The 15,925-nt window shown below is 42.2% G+C and carries 16 protein-coding genes; 11 read left to right on the top strand and 5 right to left on the bottom strand.

What is annotated here, in order from left to right; translation table 11 throughout:
* Positions 1-69: 69 nt before the first annotated feature.
* Entirely contained in the window at positions 70-531 is a 462-nt protein-coding gene (gene argR / locus J7Q78_RS06705) for an arginine repressor (protein WP_154242618.1), read from the top strand.
* A gap of 123 nt (positions 532-654) precedes the next feature.
* On the opposite strand, the gene J7Q78_RS06700 is transcribed toward argR, so the two are convergent.
* Entirely contained in the window at positions 655-1,545 is an 891-nt protein-coding gene (locus tag J7Q78_RS06700; protein WP_173011560.1) for an RluA family pseudouridine synthase, read from the bottom strand.
* 153 nt (positions 1,546-1,698) lie between these two features.
* Here J7Q78_RS06700 and J7Q78_RS06695 point away from each other — a divergent pair, with 153 nt between their 5' ends.
* From J7Q78_RS06695 to J7Q78_RS06675, 5 genes are all read left to right on the top strand, one after another.
* On the top strand, positions 1,699-3,780 hold the full coding sequence (locus tag J7Q78_RS06695) for a PBP1A family penicillin-binding protein (RefSeq protein WP_208422243.1): 2,082 nt from the start codon (positions 1,699-1,701) through the stop codon (positions 3,778-3,780).
* Positions 3,781-3,805: 25 nt separating this feature from the next.
* Positions 3,806-4,150, top strand: coding sequence for a YlbF family regulator (locus tag J7Q78_RS06690; RefSeq protein WP_004270950.1), 345 nt, complete (start codon positions 3,806-3,808; stop codon positions 4,148-4,150).
* Positions 4,151-4,373: 223 nt separating this feature from the next.
* Complete coding sequence (locus J7Q78_RS06685; protein WP_208422242.1) at positions 4,374-5,567, top strand: metallophosphoesterase family protein; 1,194 nt, start codon at positions 4,374-4,376, stop codon at positions 5,565-5,567.
* Positions 5,568-5,569: 2 nt separating this feature from the next.
* Positions 5,570-8,293 (top strand): ATP-binding protein, encoded by a 2,724-nt coding sequence (locus J7Q78_RS06680; RefSeq protein ID WP_208422241.1) that lies wholly within the window; start codon positions 5,570-5,572, stop codon positions 8,291-8,293.
* Positions 8,271-9,248 (top strand): 3'-5' exoribonuclease YhaM family protein, encoded by a 978-nt coding sequence (locus J7Q78_RS06675; RefSeq protein WP_208422240.1) that lies wholly within the window; start codon positions 8,271-8,273, stop codon positions 9,246-9,248. The genes J7Q78_RS06680 and J7Q78_RS06675 overlap by 23 nt, the downstream gene beginning before the upstream one ends.
* A gap of 57 nt (positions 9,249-9,305) precedes the next feature.
* On the opposite strand, the gene J7Q78_RS06670 is transcribed toward J7Q78_RS06675, so the two are convergent.
* The 3 genes from J7Q78_RS06670 to J7Q78_RS06660 form a co-directional block, all read right to left on the bottom strand.
* Entirely contained in the window at positions 9,306-10,208 is a 903-nt protein-coding gene (locus J7Q78_RS06670; RefSeq protein ID WP_208422239.1) for a peptidylprolyl isomerase PrsA, read from the bottom strand.
* A gap of 198 nt (positions 10,209-10,406) precedes the next feature.
* Positions 10,407-10,730, bottom strand: a complete 324-nt coding sequence (locus J7Q78_RS06665; protein WP_154242624.1) for a YtxH domain-containing protein — start codon at positions 10,728-10,730, stop codon at positions 10,407-10,409.
* Positions 10,731-10,732: 2 nt separating this feature from the next.
* Positions 10,733-11,161, bottom strand: a complete 429-nt coding sequence (locus J7Q78_RS06660) for an HIT family protein (protein WP_208422238.1) — start codon at positions 11,159-11,161, stop codon at positions 10,733-10,735.
* A 208-nt stretch (positions 11,162-11,369) separates the two neighbouring features.
* Here J7Q78_RS06660 and J7Q78_RS06655 point away from each other — a divergent pair, with 208 nt between their 5' ends.
* From J7Q78_RS06655 to trmB, 4 genes are all read left to right on the top strand, one after another.
* The gene (locus J7Q78_RS06655; protein ID WP_208422237.1) at positions 11,370-12,098 is read left to right on the top strand and encodes an ABC transporter ATP-binding protein; all 729 of its coding nucleotides are present in this window, start codon (positions 11,370-11,372) and stop codon (positions 12,096-12,098) included.
* A 2-nt stretch (positions 12,099-12,100) separates the two neighbouring features.
* Positions 12,101-13,306 carry an ABC transporter permease gene (locus J7Q78_RS06650; RefSeq protein WP_208422236.1) on the top strand — a complete coding sequence of 402 codons (1,206 nt, stop codon included), beginning with the start codon at positions 12,101-12,103 and terminating at the stop codon, positions 13,304-13,306.
* 134 nt (positions 13,307-13,440) lie between these two features.
* Positions 13,441-14,235: a phosphotransferase family protein gene (locus tag J7Q78_RS06645; RefSeq protein ID WP_208422235.1), complete on the top strand. Its 795-nt coding sequence runs from the start codon at positions 13,441-13,443 to the stop codon at positions 14,233-14,235.
* A 58-nt stretch (positions 14,236-14,293) separates the two neighbouring features.
* Positions 14,294-14,935, top strand: coding sequence for a tRNA (guanosine(46)-N7)-methyltransferase TrmB (trmB, locus tag J7Q78_RS06640; RefSeq protein WP_208422234.1), 642 nt, complete (start codon positions 14,294-14,296; stop codon positions 14,933-14,935).
* Positions 14,936-15,135: 200 nt separating this feature from the next.
* Here the strand turns inward: trmB and J7Q78_RS06635 are convergent, their stop codons facing one another.
* Positions 15,136-15,468 (bottom strand): hypothetical protein, encoded by a 333-nt coding sequence (locus J7Q78_RS06635; RefSeq protein WP_154242630.1) that lies wholly within the window; start codon positions 15,466-15,468, stop codon positions 15,136-15,138.
* A gap of 122 nt (positions 15,469-15,590) precedes the next feature.
* Here J7Q78_RS06635 and J7Q78_RS06630 point away from each other — a divergent pair, with 122 nt between their 5' ends.
* Entirely contained in the window at positions 15,591-15,911 is a 321-nt protein-coding gene (locus tag J7Q78_RS06630; protein ID WP_154242631.1) for a thioredoxin family protein, read from the top strand.
* Positions 15,912-15,925: the final 14 nt, after the last annotated feature.

Genomic DNA, 15,925 nt, shown 5'->3' with positions numbered 1-15,925 from the left:
AGCGCTCTCTATCGAATTCTCATAAAAACTGGTATAATGGAGCCAATTAAGGTAAAAGGGGTGGCAGTCGTGAAAAAAGGAGATCGTCAAGCACGAATCGAACAAATCATTAATCAACAAGTTGTTTCGACGCAAGAAGATTTGTTAGCAACGTTAAAGCAAGATGGAATTGATGCAACGCAAGCGACTATTTCACGTGATATTCGGGAAATGCAAATCGTTAAAGCGCGGGATGTGAACGGTGAACTCCGTTATACGATTTTCCACGATGATGAACGCACCCAAACTCAGAAATTAAAAGATAAGTTGCGTGAGGTAGCACTGTCGATCACGCAAGTACAAATGCTCAATGTGATTAAGACGCTACCAAGTAACGGAAATTTATTGGCAGCCCTAATCGATGATTTGGGGTACCCGGAAGTTGTGGGCACCCTTGCTGGACATGATACGATTGTGATTATCAGCCCTGATGAGGCCCAAGCAGCCGAATTGAATGAACGCTTTGCACAACATCTTGCAACTGTTAGATAGACAAATCAATAAGGGACTAAGCCAAAACTAGTTTTGGCTTAGTCCCTTATTTTTAATTTACTAAATTTTGTTGCCGCACACTGTATTCATCCTTAGGCGATCCCCAGCTGATAGCACGCGCTTTTATTCGATATATTGGTTAAAAATAGCTGGGATGGGCGCCGTTACCGTTCTTTGTTGATCAGAAAAAGGCTCTATGTAACGCAATGTTTGCCCGTGTAGTAATAAACGTTGTGTCGTATCAGTTGGGAAATACAGGGGATCACCGAAGATGGGATGACCGTCAGCTGCTAAGTGCAATCGAATTTGGTGTGTGCGACCTGTTTCGAGGTTGACTGCGAGGGTGGCTGCCGGTCCTTTCCGGTGAAGTAATTGGTAATGCGTCACTGCGGATAAACCTGTAATGTAGTCAATCGTGCGCTTGCGCTTATTATCTGGATCGACGCCAATTGGGAGGTTAATGGTTGCGTGTTCCAATAGGGTTTGTTCTGGATCGTTGGCAATCGCGATGTATTGGCGCGACATTATTTTTTGACTAAGTTGTCGGTTTAAAATTCCGATGACAATTGGCGTTTTACCAATCAAGAGCACGCCACTAGTTGCCCGATCGATGCGGTGGATCATATAGGCTTTTTTATCCTGTTTAGCAAGATAGGCCGCCACTTGATTCATTAAGGTGAAGTTTTCACCAGGACCATTGGGATGGGTTTTAATCCCTGCCGGTTTATTGACGACCAGTAAATCATCGTCTTCGTATAAAACGGAAAAAGATTGCCGTTCATCAAGTTCGTAGTCTTGGACCTTAACGGAAACTTCTGAGAAGTTCATCGTAATTTGATCGCCAGCTTCAACGTGTCGGTTGAAGGCGAGATAATGGCCGTTGACCAAAATTTCTCGATTGATACGCAAGAAATGTTGCATTTTTTGCGGCACTAACCAATGATTCAGCAAGCCGCGGACGGACATGGGACTAAAGTCGGGCGCTAAAGTCACTTTTTTTTGATAAATTATCATTAGAGTTCAACCACCTTTAAGCTACTAGTTTAGCGAAAATTGGTGTAAAAGTAAATTTTAAAAGATTATTAATGTCGTCAATTGGCCCAAGTGTCAATTGACGGATATGCTACAATTAAACAAGATTAATTTGACAGTAAGAAGAGGGATCGCATGAACAAGCAAGCTTCGCCGTTTTGGTTGGCGATTAAACAATTTATGAAACGCGTCTGGCGCGTGATTCGTTATGTCTGGTATCGACTCCAATTGACAAGATGGCTGATTCTTGCTGTCTTAATGCTCATTTTTGTGATGAGTAGTTTCTTAACGTTCAAAGCGAAAACGGCTAACGTTGGCGATATTAAGGCTAACTTACAATCACCAACCGTTATCTATGATGTCAAAGATCAACGCGCAGGAACCTTGTATTCACAAAAGGGCACCTATGTCGATCTCGATAAAATTTCGCCACAGATTCAAAATGCCGTTTTATCGACTGAAGATCGGACCTTTTATACCAACCATGGTTTCAGTATTAAAGGGCTAGCACGAGCAGCAGTTGGTTTAGTAATTCACCATGGGCAGATTACCGGTGGTGGGAGTACGATTACCCAGCAACTCGCGAAGAATGCCAAGTTGAATCAGAAGCAGACATTCTCGCGGAAGTTTGAGGAGTTGTTCTTAGCCGTCCAAATTACAAAAGTTTATTCGAAACAAGATATTTTAGCGATGTACTTGAATAACGCCTACTTCGGTAATGGGGTTTGGGGTGTCCAGGATGCGTCGAAACGGTATTTTGGGAAGAATGCTAGTGAACTAGATGCTAGTGAAGGCGCGGTGATTGCGGCGATGTTGCGGAGTCCTAGTTTCTATAATCCAGCTGATCATTTGGACAATGCAACGGCTCGGCGCAACCTAATTTTAGGACTAATGGTCGACAATAACAAATTGACAAAAGCTCAAGCGGCTGCCGCAAAGAAGGAACCCATTGTGGTGACTAACGCTTATGAACAAACGGATGGCTACAAGTATCCGTATTACTTTGATGAGGTGGTTAATGAAGCTATTAATCGCTTTGGTTTAAAGGAAGAAGATATTGTCAAAAATGGGTACAAGATCTATACGGCCCTTGACCAATCACAACAAAGTAAGATGGAAACAACTTTTAAACAGAATTGGTTGTTCCCAGATAATGCAGCGGATGGCACCTTGGTTCAAGGGAGTTCAGTTGCGATTAATCCAAAAACCGGCGGGGTTTCAGCGGTTGTCGGTGGACGCGGTGAATATACCATCCGGGGTTATAGTCGCATTACCCAGATGAAGCGCCAACCGGGATCAACCATCAAGCCTTTGGCGGTTTATACGCCAGCACTTGAAGATGGTTATCATTATGATTCTTCACTTGAAGATAAGAAGCAAAGTTACGGTACCAATAACTATACGCCTACCAATCCGGATAATGTCTACACTGGTTCAATGCCGATGTATCAAGCCTTGGCCAACAGTACAAACGCGCCCGCGGTTTGGTTATTAAACCAAATTGGCCTTAAACGGGGGATTAAGTCAGTTGAAAAATTCGGCATTTCAGTACCGAAGAGTGATCAAAACTTGGCGATGGCCTTGGGTGGTTGGCAAGGTGGGGTTTCACCTTATCAAATGGCAAGTGCCTATACAGCTTTTGCTAATAACGGTGAATTGTCCGAAACACATTTTATTCGGAAGATTGTTGATGCCAGCGGGGCAGTGATTGTTGATAATACCGAACCATCAAAGACGCGGATTATGAGTCAAAAAACAGCTAAAGAAATGACTAGCATGATGTTAGGCGTTTATAATAATGGGACTGGACGTTATGCGAAACCTAATGGCTACCAAGTTGCCGGGAAATCTGGTAGTACTGAAGTGCCTGATAGTTACGGCTTTGGGACCAAAGATCAATGGTTAGTCGGTTATACACCGGATATTGTTGTTGCAACTTGGATGGGGTATGATAAGACCGATCAAGCGCACTTTATGAAGAATACCAGCATCGATGGTCTCGCACCAATTTTTAAATATGAAATGCAACAACTCTTACCAACCACGGCCCAGACGGACTTTGATACCGAAGATGCGCAATCGTTGGCGAAAAAGGAACAAAGTGGGTCATCAAATGAATTAATCGATTCAATTGAATCGGGATTTAAAGATGGGATAAATAAAGCGAAAGATACAGCCAATCAATGGTATAATAATTTGAAAGGCTTTTTCAATTAAATACAGGTAAAAAGGAGTCAATACAATGACAGTTAATATTTATGATGATGCTAACCAAATGGCAACGCACTTGCAAGAATTACCACAATTTTTAGGCTTACAAAACGCTTTTGCAGCCTTAAAAAAAGACGATATTGCCTTTACAATGTTCAAAAAATTCCAAACGCAACAAATGACCCTTCAACAAAAACAAATGCAAGGGCAAGAATTAACGGATGACGAAATCAAAGAAATCCAAGAGCTAGCTCAAAAAATTGGGGACATCGACGCCATCAAGAACTTGATGGAACAAGAACGTCAATTAAGCCAAACAATGGATGAATTAAACCAAATCATCTCAAAACCAATTGCCGACATCTATCAAGCATAGTAGGCGGGATTAACGGTAGCTTTTGCGGACTGGTTAAAGGCCAAAAAACTGTTAACGAAAGCACGTTTCAAGCACTGAATCGATTTATTTCGATGCAGTGCTTTTTTTATTGTTCAAAAAAGAACGTTTGTTCTAATTGTCTTTATCACACCGTGGGGCAATGGTATAATGAAGCTTATCTAAGCTGGTTTTATCCGGCCAAAAAGATGGGGGTTTTTTCAAGATGAAATTTATCCATGCGGCTGACGCCCATATTGATAGTCCGTTTGTCGGCTTAAAACAAGCACCAACAGCGTTATGGGAAACAATTCATGCATCAACTTTTACAGCGTTTAAAAAACTAATTCAGACAGCCATTGATGAAGCCGTTGATTTTGTATTACTAGTCGGCGATTCGTTTGATCAAGAAGCACAAAGTTTACCAGTCCAGAAATTTTTAAAACAACAATTTGAACGTTTGGCAGCCGTCGACATTCCGGTCTATTTGAGCTATGGGAATCACGACTACTGGGATGCTAATCAAGTGCATTTTGAATTTCCCGCCAATGTTCATGTTTTTGGATCAGAAGTACAGTCGTTTGAACTGATGACTAAAGGGCATGAGAGTGTGACAATTGTTGGTTTCAGTTATGATCAACGCTGGTTATCAACTGACCGAGTAGCGGCTTTCCCAACGCGGGCGAGCACAACTTACACGATTGGCACCCTGCATGGGAGTCCAAAAGCGACTGTTGATACAGATCACTACGCACCATTTACGCTTAGTGAGTTGAACGCCTGCCATTACGATTATTGGGCATTGGGTCACATTCATAAGCGCCAGATTCTCCAAGAACGGCCAGCCATTGTTTACCCCGGTAACTTACAGGGACGGCACAAGAATGAACCTGGTGAAAAAGGCTTCTATTTAGTCACTACTAAAGAGGGGCAGTTCGACCTAACATTTAAACCAACGACGGTTATTGAATGGCAGCGCCAATCGTTTGAAGTGATGCCTGACATGAGTTTAACGCAATTGCAAACAGCATTGAGCGAGCAACTAATGCAAAGTGACCATGCTAGTTTAGTAGCGCTAGAGTTGACACACGCGGAGCGATTAACAAGTGACTTATTGCAACGGATTAATAATGGGGAGTTATTGGCGGTGTTACAAGATCAATTGGAAAATAGTGCGCCCTTGCACTGGCCATATGCTTTGAAGCTGCGCTTTGCAGCTCAAAAACAATTCAGCCAGATTGATCAAGCCTATTGGCAAGAAGCGGCTGAGGCCATCTTGACACCGGAAAATATTTTAGAAAAAGCGAAGCCATTGATGAAAGAAAACTTTATCCGCGAAGCAATTGAAACACCTGAATTCCAAGCGGATCTCAAGGATTTAGTCACGACAATTCTACAAGAGAAAAAGATGGGGGATTAGCAATGCGAATTAAGACAGTCACCATTTTAGGCTTCGGTAAGTGGCACGATCAGACGATTGATTTGAACACGGACTATCAAGTCCTTTATGGTCAAAACGAGGCGGGTAAAACGACACTCACCGCCTTTATTAAGGGCGTGTTATTTGGTTTTGCGACCGCCAAACAACGGTATGAACAGTATGTACCCAAGAACGGGGCCCAATACGGCGGTGAGTTATTGGTTAGTTATCATAATCGCGATATTGTGATTCGGCGCCTATCAGGGAAGTTTGGCGGCGATGTAACGGTTATTGATCAAGGTAAAGAGTTTGGTGCTGATTATTTAGCCGACCTCTTAGCACCGGCTGATGAAGCCTTGTTTACGCAGATTTTTGAAACGAACCAACAGGATTTAAACCAGATATTCAATTTAAAGCAAGCTGATTTTTTGCAGCATTTATTGACAATTGGTGCGGTGGGTAGTCATGAGTGGCTCGACTTTGCTAAGGAACTTGACAAAGAGAGTCAGAAAATTTTTAAGCCATCTGGCCGTAAATGGCCGTTGAATGTCGCTTTGAAGAACTATCCAGAGTTGGTGCAATCCGTCAGTGAAGCTAGTCGTGGTTATCAAGAATATGAAGCAAATGCACGACGATTGCAAAGGACCGTTGCGACGATGACCAACCAGCAAAAACAAGTAGCTGAATTGAAGCAACGCCAAGCGCATTTGCAGCATTTGCTTGATCGTTGGCCAAGCTATGCGCAGTGGCAAACACGCCAAAAGCAACTTGAAAAAGCAACACCGTTTGATTTAACGATTGACGAGCAATATCAAGCATTAGCGGTCGAACGTAAACGCAATGTCAAGGCATTAGCAGAAGCAAAAGCCGAACTGGCAACCATTCAAGAAACATTGGATCAAACGGGCGAATTTAGATTTTATCAAGCTAATCAAGCGGCTTTGGCACCATTGTTCGAACAATTGACTGAACAGCAAAAACGCGTTCAATTACTTAGTTTACAGCAAACCCAAAGTGCGCAACTCGCTAGTGAAAAAGCACAATTAGCAGCGCAATATCAATGGCAACCGGATCAACTACCTAATCCGTTGACGGACGAGCAATGCGCACAACTGGAACAAGCCGCAGCTGAAATGAATGAGGCGACCACAACCAGTCAACTACTGACTGAGCAACTTGCTGATTTAGAGGCGCAATTAGCAGCGCAAAACGCGGCAGTCAACCAGAGTGAACCGCAAGCAACACCAACGCGTAATAAGCGTTCTGGTCAATTGAGTCTGTTAATTGGTGTCGTTGTGTTCGTAGTTGGGCTTTTCTTACCGGGCGCTTTGAAAGGCATTGCAATTGCCGGCTTAGCCGCACTTGGCTATGGCGGCTACCTAGTTTGGCAAAATAAACAAATTGATCACGACCAACCGGCACAAAAAGCGGCTTGGCAACAAGCACTCGCCAAATTGGATGTGTTGCAAGCTCAAAAGCAAACCAAGACAGCAGCTCTCCAAGCGCAACAAGCGACATTGCAGACGATGCATGAACAAAGCGCGACATTATTGGCCCAAGCAGGTTATGAAACGACGATGCCAATCAGTCAAGTTTTAGCGATGCAGCACGCCTTGAGCCGAATGACGCAATTAATTACGACACTCAAACAACAACAAGCTGATAACCAAGCGCTTGAAGCGGCTTTAGATACGTATTGGCATGCGTTTGCGTTTGCAAGAGATTGGGTAGGGGCCTTACAAGGTAGTCACGAAGAGAACTTGTCTCAGGTAAGCCAATTCAAAGCGCGGATGACACAACTGACACAAGACCTTGCACAAAGTAATGAGAGCTACCGGTATTATCAACAACAGGTGACACGCTTAACAGCAACGATTGAAGAACAAGACGCTGCACAAACCGCCTTGTTAGCAAAGGCCAACTTGACAACTGCCGCAGAATTAGCTAGTTGTGTTGCCGATGAACAACAACGTCGTGCTAATGAACAGCGCCAAGCTGATTTAAAACGCGAATTGGCAGCGGATTTACCAGCTTTACAAGCAATCGCCAGTCAAGAGCAGCTCAAGCAACAAGTCGCTCAAATCACAGAACAAGTGGCAAGCTTGACAAACGAATTACAGGAACAGCAACAAGCGGTTGCGCAATTACGGGTGGCGCAGGCGCAACTCGTTGATAATGATCGTTATCAACAACAGCGTCAGCTACAATTACAAGAACAGGCTAAGATTACCGATTTGGCCCAAGAATGGTTAGCGAAGCAGTTGGCGATTGATTGGATTCAAGCCACGCTTAAAGCCGCTTCGCAAGAACGATTCCCACGTTTATTGGAAAAGGCAACGCAGTATTTTGCAATTCTAACTCAGAATCGGTATATTAAGATTAACTTCGATGACACCCTGATGACGGTTTTACGGACAGATCAAGTACTTTTTGAAGTCGGTGAATTATCACAGGGGACTGCAGAACAGTTGTACATTGCTTTGCGGTTTGCGTTTGCAGAAGAGGTAGCTGACGTCGTGTCATTACCTTTATTGGTCGATGATGGCTTTGTGAACTTCGACGATCAGCGCCAAGTCGCCGTTTGGACATTACTCCAACGACTCAGTGAAGCCAATCAGGTGATTTATTTAACGGCCAATCCGCGGACAAAAGCGCATTTTGAAGCGGATCATTGGTTGAATCTAGCAGAAGTGGGGCTGACACATGACAGCAAAGAAATTATTTGATTATCAAAACGATGAGAATCTGGATTTATTCGTATTGATTAAGACCGCCGATGTGCGAATTGCCAAAAATGGTAAACAGTTTATTGCGTTTACGTTTCAAGATCAATCGGGACAAATCGGTGGTAAATATTGGGATGCTTCTGATGAAGATGTCGCTAAATTTACAGCGGGGCAGGTCATTCATTTACAAGGTAAGCGGGAGCTATATCAAAATAATCCGCAAATTAAGATTTATAAACTACGTTTAACGACGGAAGACGAGCCGCAAACAGTTGACCAGTTTATTCCTAAAGCACCGGTTCAAGTGTCCGAGATGCAAGATGAATTCAATGCGACGTTATTCGAAATTACGAACCCTAGTTGGCAACGTTTGGTTCGGCATTTAATGCAAAAACACCAAGCGGAATTCTTCAGTTTTCCAGCGGCCAAAACCAACCACCATGCCTTTAGTGGTGGTTTAGCGTACCATACGCTTTCGATGTTGCGCTTGGCCAAAACGATTGCTACCCAATACCCCCAAATTAATAAGGCATTACTATACGCTGGTGTCATTTTGCATGATTTAGGGAAGACGCTTGAATTATCTGGCCCAGTTTCAACGGCATATACAGTTCGTGGTAATTTAATCGGTCATATTGTACTAGTTGATGAAGAAATTGTGCGGGCTTGTGATACCCTAAAAATCGACGTGAATGCTGAAGACATGTTGTTATTGCGGCATGTCATCTTGGCGCATCATGGATTAATGGAATATGGTTCGCCTGTGCGACCCCAAGTCCTTGAAGCCGAAGTCCTTCATCAAATTGATGAATTAGATGCAAGTATCACGATGATGACGCAGTCCTTGCAGCATGCAGAAGCGGGCCAGTTCACTGAACGCCTCTTTGCAATGGATGGGCGGCGTTTCTATCGCCCAGCTGAAGAGCCTAATTTGGATCGACCAACAACCGAATAAAGGTCCCAAAAAAGCACCCCGCTACAATTGCAGCGGGGTGCTTTTTTGGGTACTTACTTATTTAGATGATGATTTTGAAGCTTTGCTGTTAACACCGTAGCTTGAAAGGATGTCTGATAAATCTTTATCCTTGATAGATACGTTAGCTTTCTTAAGCACCTTAGTGATGACTTTGTTCATCACTGTTTGGTCTTTAAGCCATGAAGCGTAAACGATGTCTGTTAATTCTTTCTTGTGATCTGCCATCTTACCTTTACCAGGGTTCTTAATCATCCGGATAACGTGGTAACCGTAAGAAGTCTTAACAGGAGTTGTTGTATATTCGTTTGTTTTTAACTTGAAAGCAGCCGTCTTGAAGGTTGAGTCAAGTGATGTATCAGTACTATCGAAGACTGGTAATTTACCGCCGTCTTTCTTGGTACCAGTATCTGTTGAGTATTTCTTAGCTAATTCGTTGAAGTTCTTTGTTGAGTTGTCTTTGGCAAGTGCATCAATGACTTCTTGAGCTGTTTCTTTCTTTTCAACTAAGATATGTTGAACTTGTACTTTTGGTTCGTATGATTTCCATTGTTTCTTCAAGTCAGCATTAGTTACTTTTTTGTTATCTTTTAAGGCAGCTTGTGTTAAGAGCTGTGTTTTGATGTTGTTCTTAAATGATGTCGGAGTCATGCTGCTTTGGGCAAGCACAGAGTTGAATGATGACCCGTATTGTTTTTTGTAACCATCATAAGTTTTCTTAACCTTTTTGTCGATGGCTTTTGAGTCGTACTGGTTTTCAAGCGCTTTTTGCAAAATCATTTGTTGCAATTGTTGCTTGCCGGCAGATGTTTCCTTAATTTCTTTATAGTATTCGTCTTGAGTGATTTTACCACCCTTTAGGCTTGCAATAGTCTTGCTACCACAGCCTGCTAGTGAAACTACCATTAATAAACTGGCAGCGGCTAATAGCCATTTTTTCATTATATGACACATCCTTATCAAAGTATTTATGAATAAACACGTAGTGAATTCACCAATTAATATAACATATAAACTAACTAAATTGAACGAATCGTCTAAAACTTCACAGAACTTTCAAATTTAGATTAGGCACTAAAAATACAATAATCGTTGATATGCTTAACTTTATCGCTCGTATCCAATCTGATTTTGATGACTTTATTTTTTTAAGTTTTGTGTCAAACGATCAACGGATTCTTCGATTTGAGCAATTCGGGGGGCGGCTTCAAATGAAAATGTTTGTAATGCATCACTAATACCGCCAAGGGATGCCACAGCAGTTGTTTTGAGTTCATTTGCTAGCTTTTGTGAAGCCGTCTGCAATTGAACAGCACTTTCTTGAACGTCAGTTGAACTTTCTGAGAGTTCATTCAAATAACGGGCCATGGCTTGTTGTCGTTTGGGGCCAGTTGTTGAAGCGGTAAGCAGGGCATAAGCCGTCCCCAATAAGCCACCAACTAGTAATCCTTTTGAAAATGACATGATTAGTCCTCCAATTGTGCGTGAATATCGTCTGCGATAGCTTGTAGTTGATCAACAGTGTAATCAGCGCTATTATCACCAAATTGCATCGTAAATGAATCATCTGCTGTGTAACGCGGAATAAGATGAATATGTGAATGAAAAACAGATTGATAAGCCACCGCACCGTTGTTATTACAGATGTTCATGCCTTGGATGGCTGGATTGCTTGCTTTGATTGCCTTGGCAATTTTCGGAATACGGCTGAAAACGGCTGTAGCTAAATCAACATCGTATTCAAAGATGTCAGCTACATGTTTTTTGGGGACCAATAAGGTATGACCAGGAGTCACTTGGGTGATATCTAAGAAGGCCTTGACATCGTCGTCTTCATAGACCACTGTGTTTGGAATTTCGTTTCGAACGATTTTGCAAAAGATACAATCATCCATTAATTATGCCTACTTTCTCTTAATTGAAGTCTCAATACAGCTTAATGCTATCATAAACAAGGGCTTTTCGCTACTGCTATCAGCTTTGTAAGCGAACGGAAAAATATTAAGTGGGATACACTCGCAGTTTACTTCGTGTTAAGATATGATATAAAAAAAGGTTACACCAAAAAGCAATTTTAAAAACCAAAAAACGAGGCTATTGATTATGAGTTTAGAAATTAACCAATTAACGGGGGGCTATGCACACGTTCCTGTTTTAAAAGAGGTCAGTTTTAGTGTACCAAACAAGCAAGTGGTTGGTTTAATCGGTTTAAATGGGGCCGGCAAATCAACAACCATCAAACACATCATTGGATTATTGACCCCACAAAAAGGCACAATTACTTTAGATGGAGTGACCTTACAGTCGCATCCCGACCAATATCGCCAAAAAGTGGCTTATGTGCCAGAAACGCCTGTCTTATACCCTGAATTGACTTTAAAGGAACATTTAGAGTTAACCATGATGGCTTACGATTTAAACGTCGAAGAGACTTGGGCTAAAGCCAATGCGTTGTTAAAACGTTTCCGATTAGACAATAAATTAGACTGGTTCCCAGTACACTTTTCAAAAGGAATGCGGCAAAAAGTGATGATTGTCAACGCGTTTATGACAAATGCCGACTTATTCATTATTGACGAACCGTTTACCGGATTGGACCCATTGGCAATTCATGATTTATTAGAAATCATTGCTGAAAAAAAGGCCCAAGGCGCCGCAATCCTAATGTCAACCCATATTCTCGCAACGGCCCAACAATATGCTGATTCATTCGTACTTTTGAATCAAGGCCGCGTTCGAACGACGGGAACACTTGAAGAATTAAAGGTGGAATTTAACATGGCTGACGCCGATCTCGACGATATTTATCTACAGATGACGAAAGAAGGTTAACCATGCAAGCATTATGGCACAAGCGCGTGCAAAAACACATTCAAGAACAATTGAAGTATTTACGCCTCGTTTTCAATGATCATTTCGTCATTGCACTTATCTTTTTATTAGGGGCGTTGGGCTACACATACGCTAACGCTGTCAAAGAGATGGATCCACAAGCTTGGTGGCTGAAACCGATATTGAGTTTTGTATTACTTGCGGTAGTTAGTTTTGGCCGCTTAGCAACTCTCTTAAAAGATGCGGATAGTGTCTTCTTATTGCCCAAAGAAAGTCGTCTTGTGACGTATTTGCAAGCGGCACGTTTATACAGTAGTTGGTTGCCACTAATTGTCATGGCTTTTGGAACCTTGCTAGTGGCGCCACTTTTATTAATCACTAAGACGGTACCGGCATGGCACATAGCCAGTGTCTGGTTAACCTTGGTAATCATCAAAGACCGCCGTTTTTCGACGCAGTTGCGTCAGTGGTATCAAGCGGATGAAACACAGTCAACTCAATGGCTTTGGCTAATCCTTGATTGGGTGATAATTGCCAGTCAGTTATATCCATGGCTAAATTTAGCTGGGGTAATTGGCGCGTTTGGACTGGCCTATTATCAACGCCAACAACTGGCGCGTGCGCAAAAGTCACAGCTGTTTGACTGGCTAGCAGCAGTTAGTGCAGAAGATTCGCGAATGGGGCGGATTTACCGTCTCTATAACCTCTTTACCGATGTCCCTGGCCTCAGTAGTCAGGTTAAACGGCGCCGTTACTTAGATGGCTTATTAAAGCTAATTGTAGCTAAACCAGCCAATCCTTATCTCTATTTGTATGTACGGGGATTCTTGCGTGGTACAGAATTCAGCGGGCTGTACCTCCGCTTAGTCATTTTAGGGGGGGTTATTCTTTGTTTCAGTCACTTATGGTGGCTGAGTTTGGCACTTGGACTTTTACTGATTTATCTAGTCGGGTTCCAATTATTGCCGTTTTATAATCAATATGATCAAATTATTTTTACCCATCTTTATCCAATACGAACGACTAAGCGGATTCACGCATTCAGCCAATTAATGCGGATCTTATTATTGCTTCAAGCATTACTCTTTAGCGTCATTTTGTTGGTGACACTAGGCGTGACAGTTCAAGTTGGTTTGAGTATTTTAGCATTGTTTGTGCTCGTGGTGGGTTTTGTTCAATTTTATTTACCTAAACGTTTAAGGGAATAGCCCTTGCTAGCCCCACGCTTTCTACTTGACGACTACTGGCTAATTATTATATGATACCCTTAGTTATTAGACAGTTGAAGCAACATGAGCACTGGCGCTTGGTGCTTTAGTTTATTGAAGAGGAGTCGAGGCTGATGAATTTTGACCTAGATACTGGCTGGCAAGTTCGTCCGGCCGGTGGGGATACAGGGGCCGCTTTTTTAGGCGTTCGTGCGTCAGAAAAGATTTTTCTAAAGCGGAATACATCACCATTTTTAGCGGCGCTCTCGGCAGAAGGGATAACGCCCCGCTTAATCTGGACGAAACGGATTTCAAGTGGGGATGTCTTAACGGCACAAGAGTGGCTTAACGGCCGAACCTTGAAACGTGACGAGATGAATAGCCCGCAAGTTGCTAAGTTATTAGCACGGGTACATCAATCCCAACTATTGAAACGGATGTTACAAAAAGTTGGTGGGCGGGTCTGGTCAGCAAACGAAATGTTGCAAGCCTATTTTTACGACTTACCGCAAGATTTACGGCAACATCCATTTTTAGAACAAACAGCTGATTATTTGAAGCAAACTTTGCGTCAATTACAGGCACCTTCTGCAGAAGTGTGCCACGGCGATTTAAGCCATAAAAATTGGTTGTTATCAGATATTAATCGACTCTACTTAGTGGACTGGGATTCGGCAATGTTAGCTGATCCCGCCGTCGATTTCGGAATGATTTTATTTCAATATGTTCCACGTCAAGAATGGTACGAGTGGCTTGAAAACTACGGCCTAGAAGTGACGCCTGAATTAATGATGCGTGTCAATTGGTATGGCAGTTTAAACCTACTCCAAAGCATTAAGCACCATTATCAACGTGGTCGTTTTACTGAAATGAACCGTGACATATTGCGCTTAGAAGAAGTAATTTCTGAAATAATTAATAAAGATTAAATGCCAAAGGTTGGGCAAGTGTCCAACCTTTTTGATTGGCATCAATGAGGAGAACATAATGCGTTTAAGAAATAAACCTTGGGCAGCGGGGTTAATTGCTGCTCATCCAAGCATGATTTTAGTAAATCCGGAAAACATTGCCGGCAACTGGCAGGCGCGGTTTGCCAAAGAACAACCTCTCTATATTGAGGTGGGTTCAGGAAAGGGCCAATTCATCACCCAAATGGCTCAAAAATACCCAGACCGGAACTTTATTGCGGTTGAAATCCAAGAATCAGCGATTGCTGTCATCTTACAAAAACAAGTTGAATTGAAGTTACCCAATCTGCAGTTATTATTGGGTAACGGGGCAGCCTTGACGACTTTCTTTGCTGAAAACGAAGTTGCCGGTGTTTACTTAAACTTCTCTGATCCATGGCCCAAGAAGCGCCATGAAAAACGCCGTTTAACGTACAAGTCGTTCTTAGCGGAATATCAACAGATTATGCAACCAACGGGGTACTTACGCTTCAAGACCGATAACCAAGGTTTATTCGAATATTCATTAATGAGTTTGAATGCATACGGGATGGTTTTTGATGATATTTCACTCGACTTGCACAACAGTGAACTTGCAAAAGACAATATTTTAACGGAATACGAAGAAAAATTCAGCAAGCGCGGACAAGTGATTTATCGATTAGAGGCCCACTACAAGTAGCGTGCGGAGCACGTTTCAACCAATATTATAATTAAAAAGGTACGCTATCCTAAACAAAATCTGGATATCGTACCTTTTTGAGTTGAAACGTACTTTCAAAGCTAGCCCCTTGTGCATAGCTACGTTCGCAAACAACCAATTGTATTAGTTATTCACTAGACTAGGCTATCGCTTGGGTGCTGACTAGCTTTAAAAGCACTCTAAATTTGTGAGAATTCAATTACTACCCCGGTTCTTGCGTCTACCTTAAATCGAAATTGGTTTGTGCCATCTTCGCGTTTGCAGATGATACCCCCTTGATAGACTGGGAAGGTCCGTTTATTTTGTGAGAATAAGTGGGGGCTTTCTTCAATCCACGAACCCACAATCTGACCTTCATGCTTCAAGCCGGCTTTAACATCTTCTAGAATTTGGTTCAATTTAATCATTCTTTGTTGCGCCCGATATTGTTTCGCACTGGCAGCCGCTGCCAACGCTAAACCGATGCCGGTTAATAAATATTTAAATCTAAACGTTTGCCCATTTTTTTTCAAAGAAAAACTCCTCAGTCGTTTTTGTCTTTAAATAGTATAGCATAATTTTTGGTCCTAAGGAGTGGACATTTACGGACAAACCGCTTATATTAAAACGAGTAGTAAAATTGAAGGGGTGCATAATGAAAGAATTAGCAGCGATGACAGATACGAATCTGACTCATCTGATTACTGAAGGGAAACATATTTTATTTTTTACAGCAACTTGGTGTAGTGATTGCCGGTTTATTAAACCAGCTATGCCAGAGATTGAAGCTGAATTCCCGGAATACGACTTTATTGAAATCGATCGGGATCAATTTATCGATATTTGTGAAGAATGGGAAATTTTTGGAATTCCTAGCTTTGTTGTAATTGATAACGGTAAAGAAATCGGGCGTTTTGTCAATAAAGATCGGAAAACAAAACGCGAAATTACTGAATTTATTCACTCATTGAACTAACCTTGAAGGAGTCA

Origin of the sequence: Latilactobacillus fragifolii (assembly GCF_905332535.1) — a bacterium.
GTDB lineage: Bacteria > Bacillota > Bacilli > Lactobacillales > Lactobacillaceae > Latilactobacillus > Latilactobacillus fragifolii.
Note: the sequence above shows the minus strand (reverse complement) of the source record. Positions and strands in the feature narration are given on the sequence as shown.

What these genes read in the sequence shown, in the direction of transcription:
- J7Q78_RS06700 (WP_173011560.1), bottom strand. Translation starts at nt 1,545, where the DNA reads ATGATAATTTATCAAAAAAAAGTGACTTTAGCGCCCGACTTTAGTCCC.
- J7Q78_RS06695 (WP_208422243.1), top strand. Translation starts at nt 1,699, where the DNA reads ATGAACAAGCAAGCTTCGCCGTTTTGGTTGGCGATTAAACAATTTATG.
- J7Q78_RS06690 (WP_004270950.1), top strand. Translation starts at nt 3,806, where the DNA reads ATGACAGTTAATATTTATGATGATGCTAACCAAATGGCAACGCACTTG.
- J7Q78_RS06685 (WP_208422242.1), top strand. Translation starts at nt 4,374, where the DNA reads ATGAAATTTATCCATGCGGCTGACGCCCATATTGATAGTCCGTTTGTC.
- J7Q78_RS06680 (WP_208422241.1), top strand. Translation starts at nt 5,570, where the DNA reads ATGCGAATTAAGACAGTCACCATTTTAGGCTTCGGTAAGTGGCACGAT.
- J7Q78_RS06675 (WP_208422240.1), top strand. Translation starts at nt 8,271, where the DNA reads ATGACAGCAAAGAAATTATTTGATTATCAAAACGATGAGAATCTGGAT.
- J7Q78_RS06670 (WP_208422239.1), bottom strand. Translation starts at nt 10,208, where the DNA reads ATGAAAAAATGGCTATTAGCCGCTGCCAGTTTATTAATGGTAGTTTCA.
- J7Q78_RS06665 (WP_154242624.1), bottom strand. Translation starts at nt 10,730, where the DNA reads ATGTCATTTTCAAAAGGATTACTAGTTGGTGGCTTATTGGGGACGGCT.
- J7Q78_RS06660 (WP_208422238.1), bottom strand. Translation starts at nt 11,161, where the DNA reads ATGGATGATTGTATCTTTTGCAAAATCGTTCGAAACGAAATTCCAAAC.
- J7Q78_RS06655 (WP_208422237.1), top strand. Translation starts at nt 11,370, where the DNA reads ATGAGTTTAGAAATTAACCAATTAACGGGGGGCTATGCACACGTTCCT.
- J7Q78_RS06650 (WP_208422236.1), top strand. Translation starts at nt 12,101, where the DNA reads ATGCAAGCATTATGGCACAAGCGCGTGCAAAAACACATTCAAGAACAA.
- J7Q78_RS06645 (WP_208422235.1), top strand. Translation starts at nt 13,441, where the DNA reads ATGAATTTTGACCTAGATACTGGCTGGCAAGTTCGTCCGGCCGGTGGG.
- trmB (WP_208422234.1), top strand. Translation starts at nt 14,294, where the DNA reads ATGCGTTTAAGAAATAAACCTTGGGCAGCGGGGTTAATTGCTGCTCAT.
- J7Q78_RS06630 (WP_154242631.1), top strand. Translation starts at nt 15,591, where the DNA reads ATGAAAGAATTAGCAGCGATGACAGATACGAATCTGACTCATCTGATT.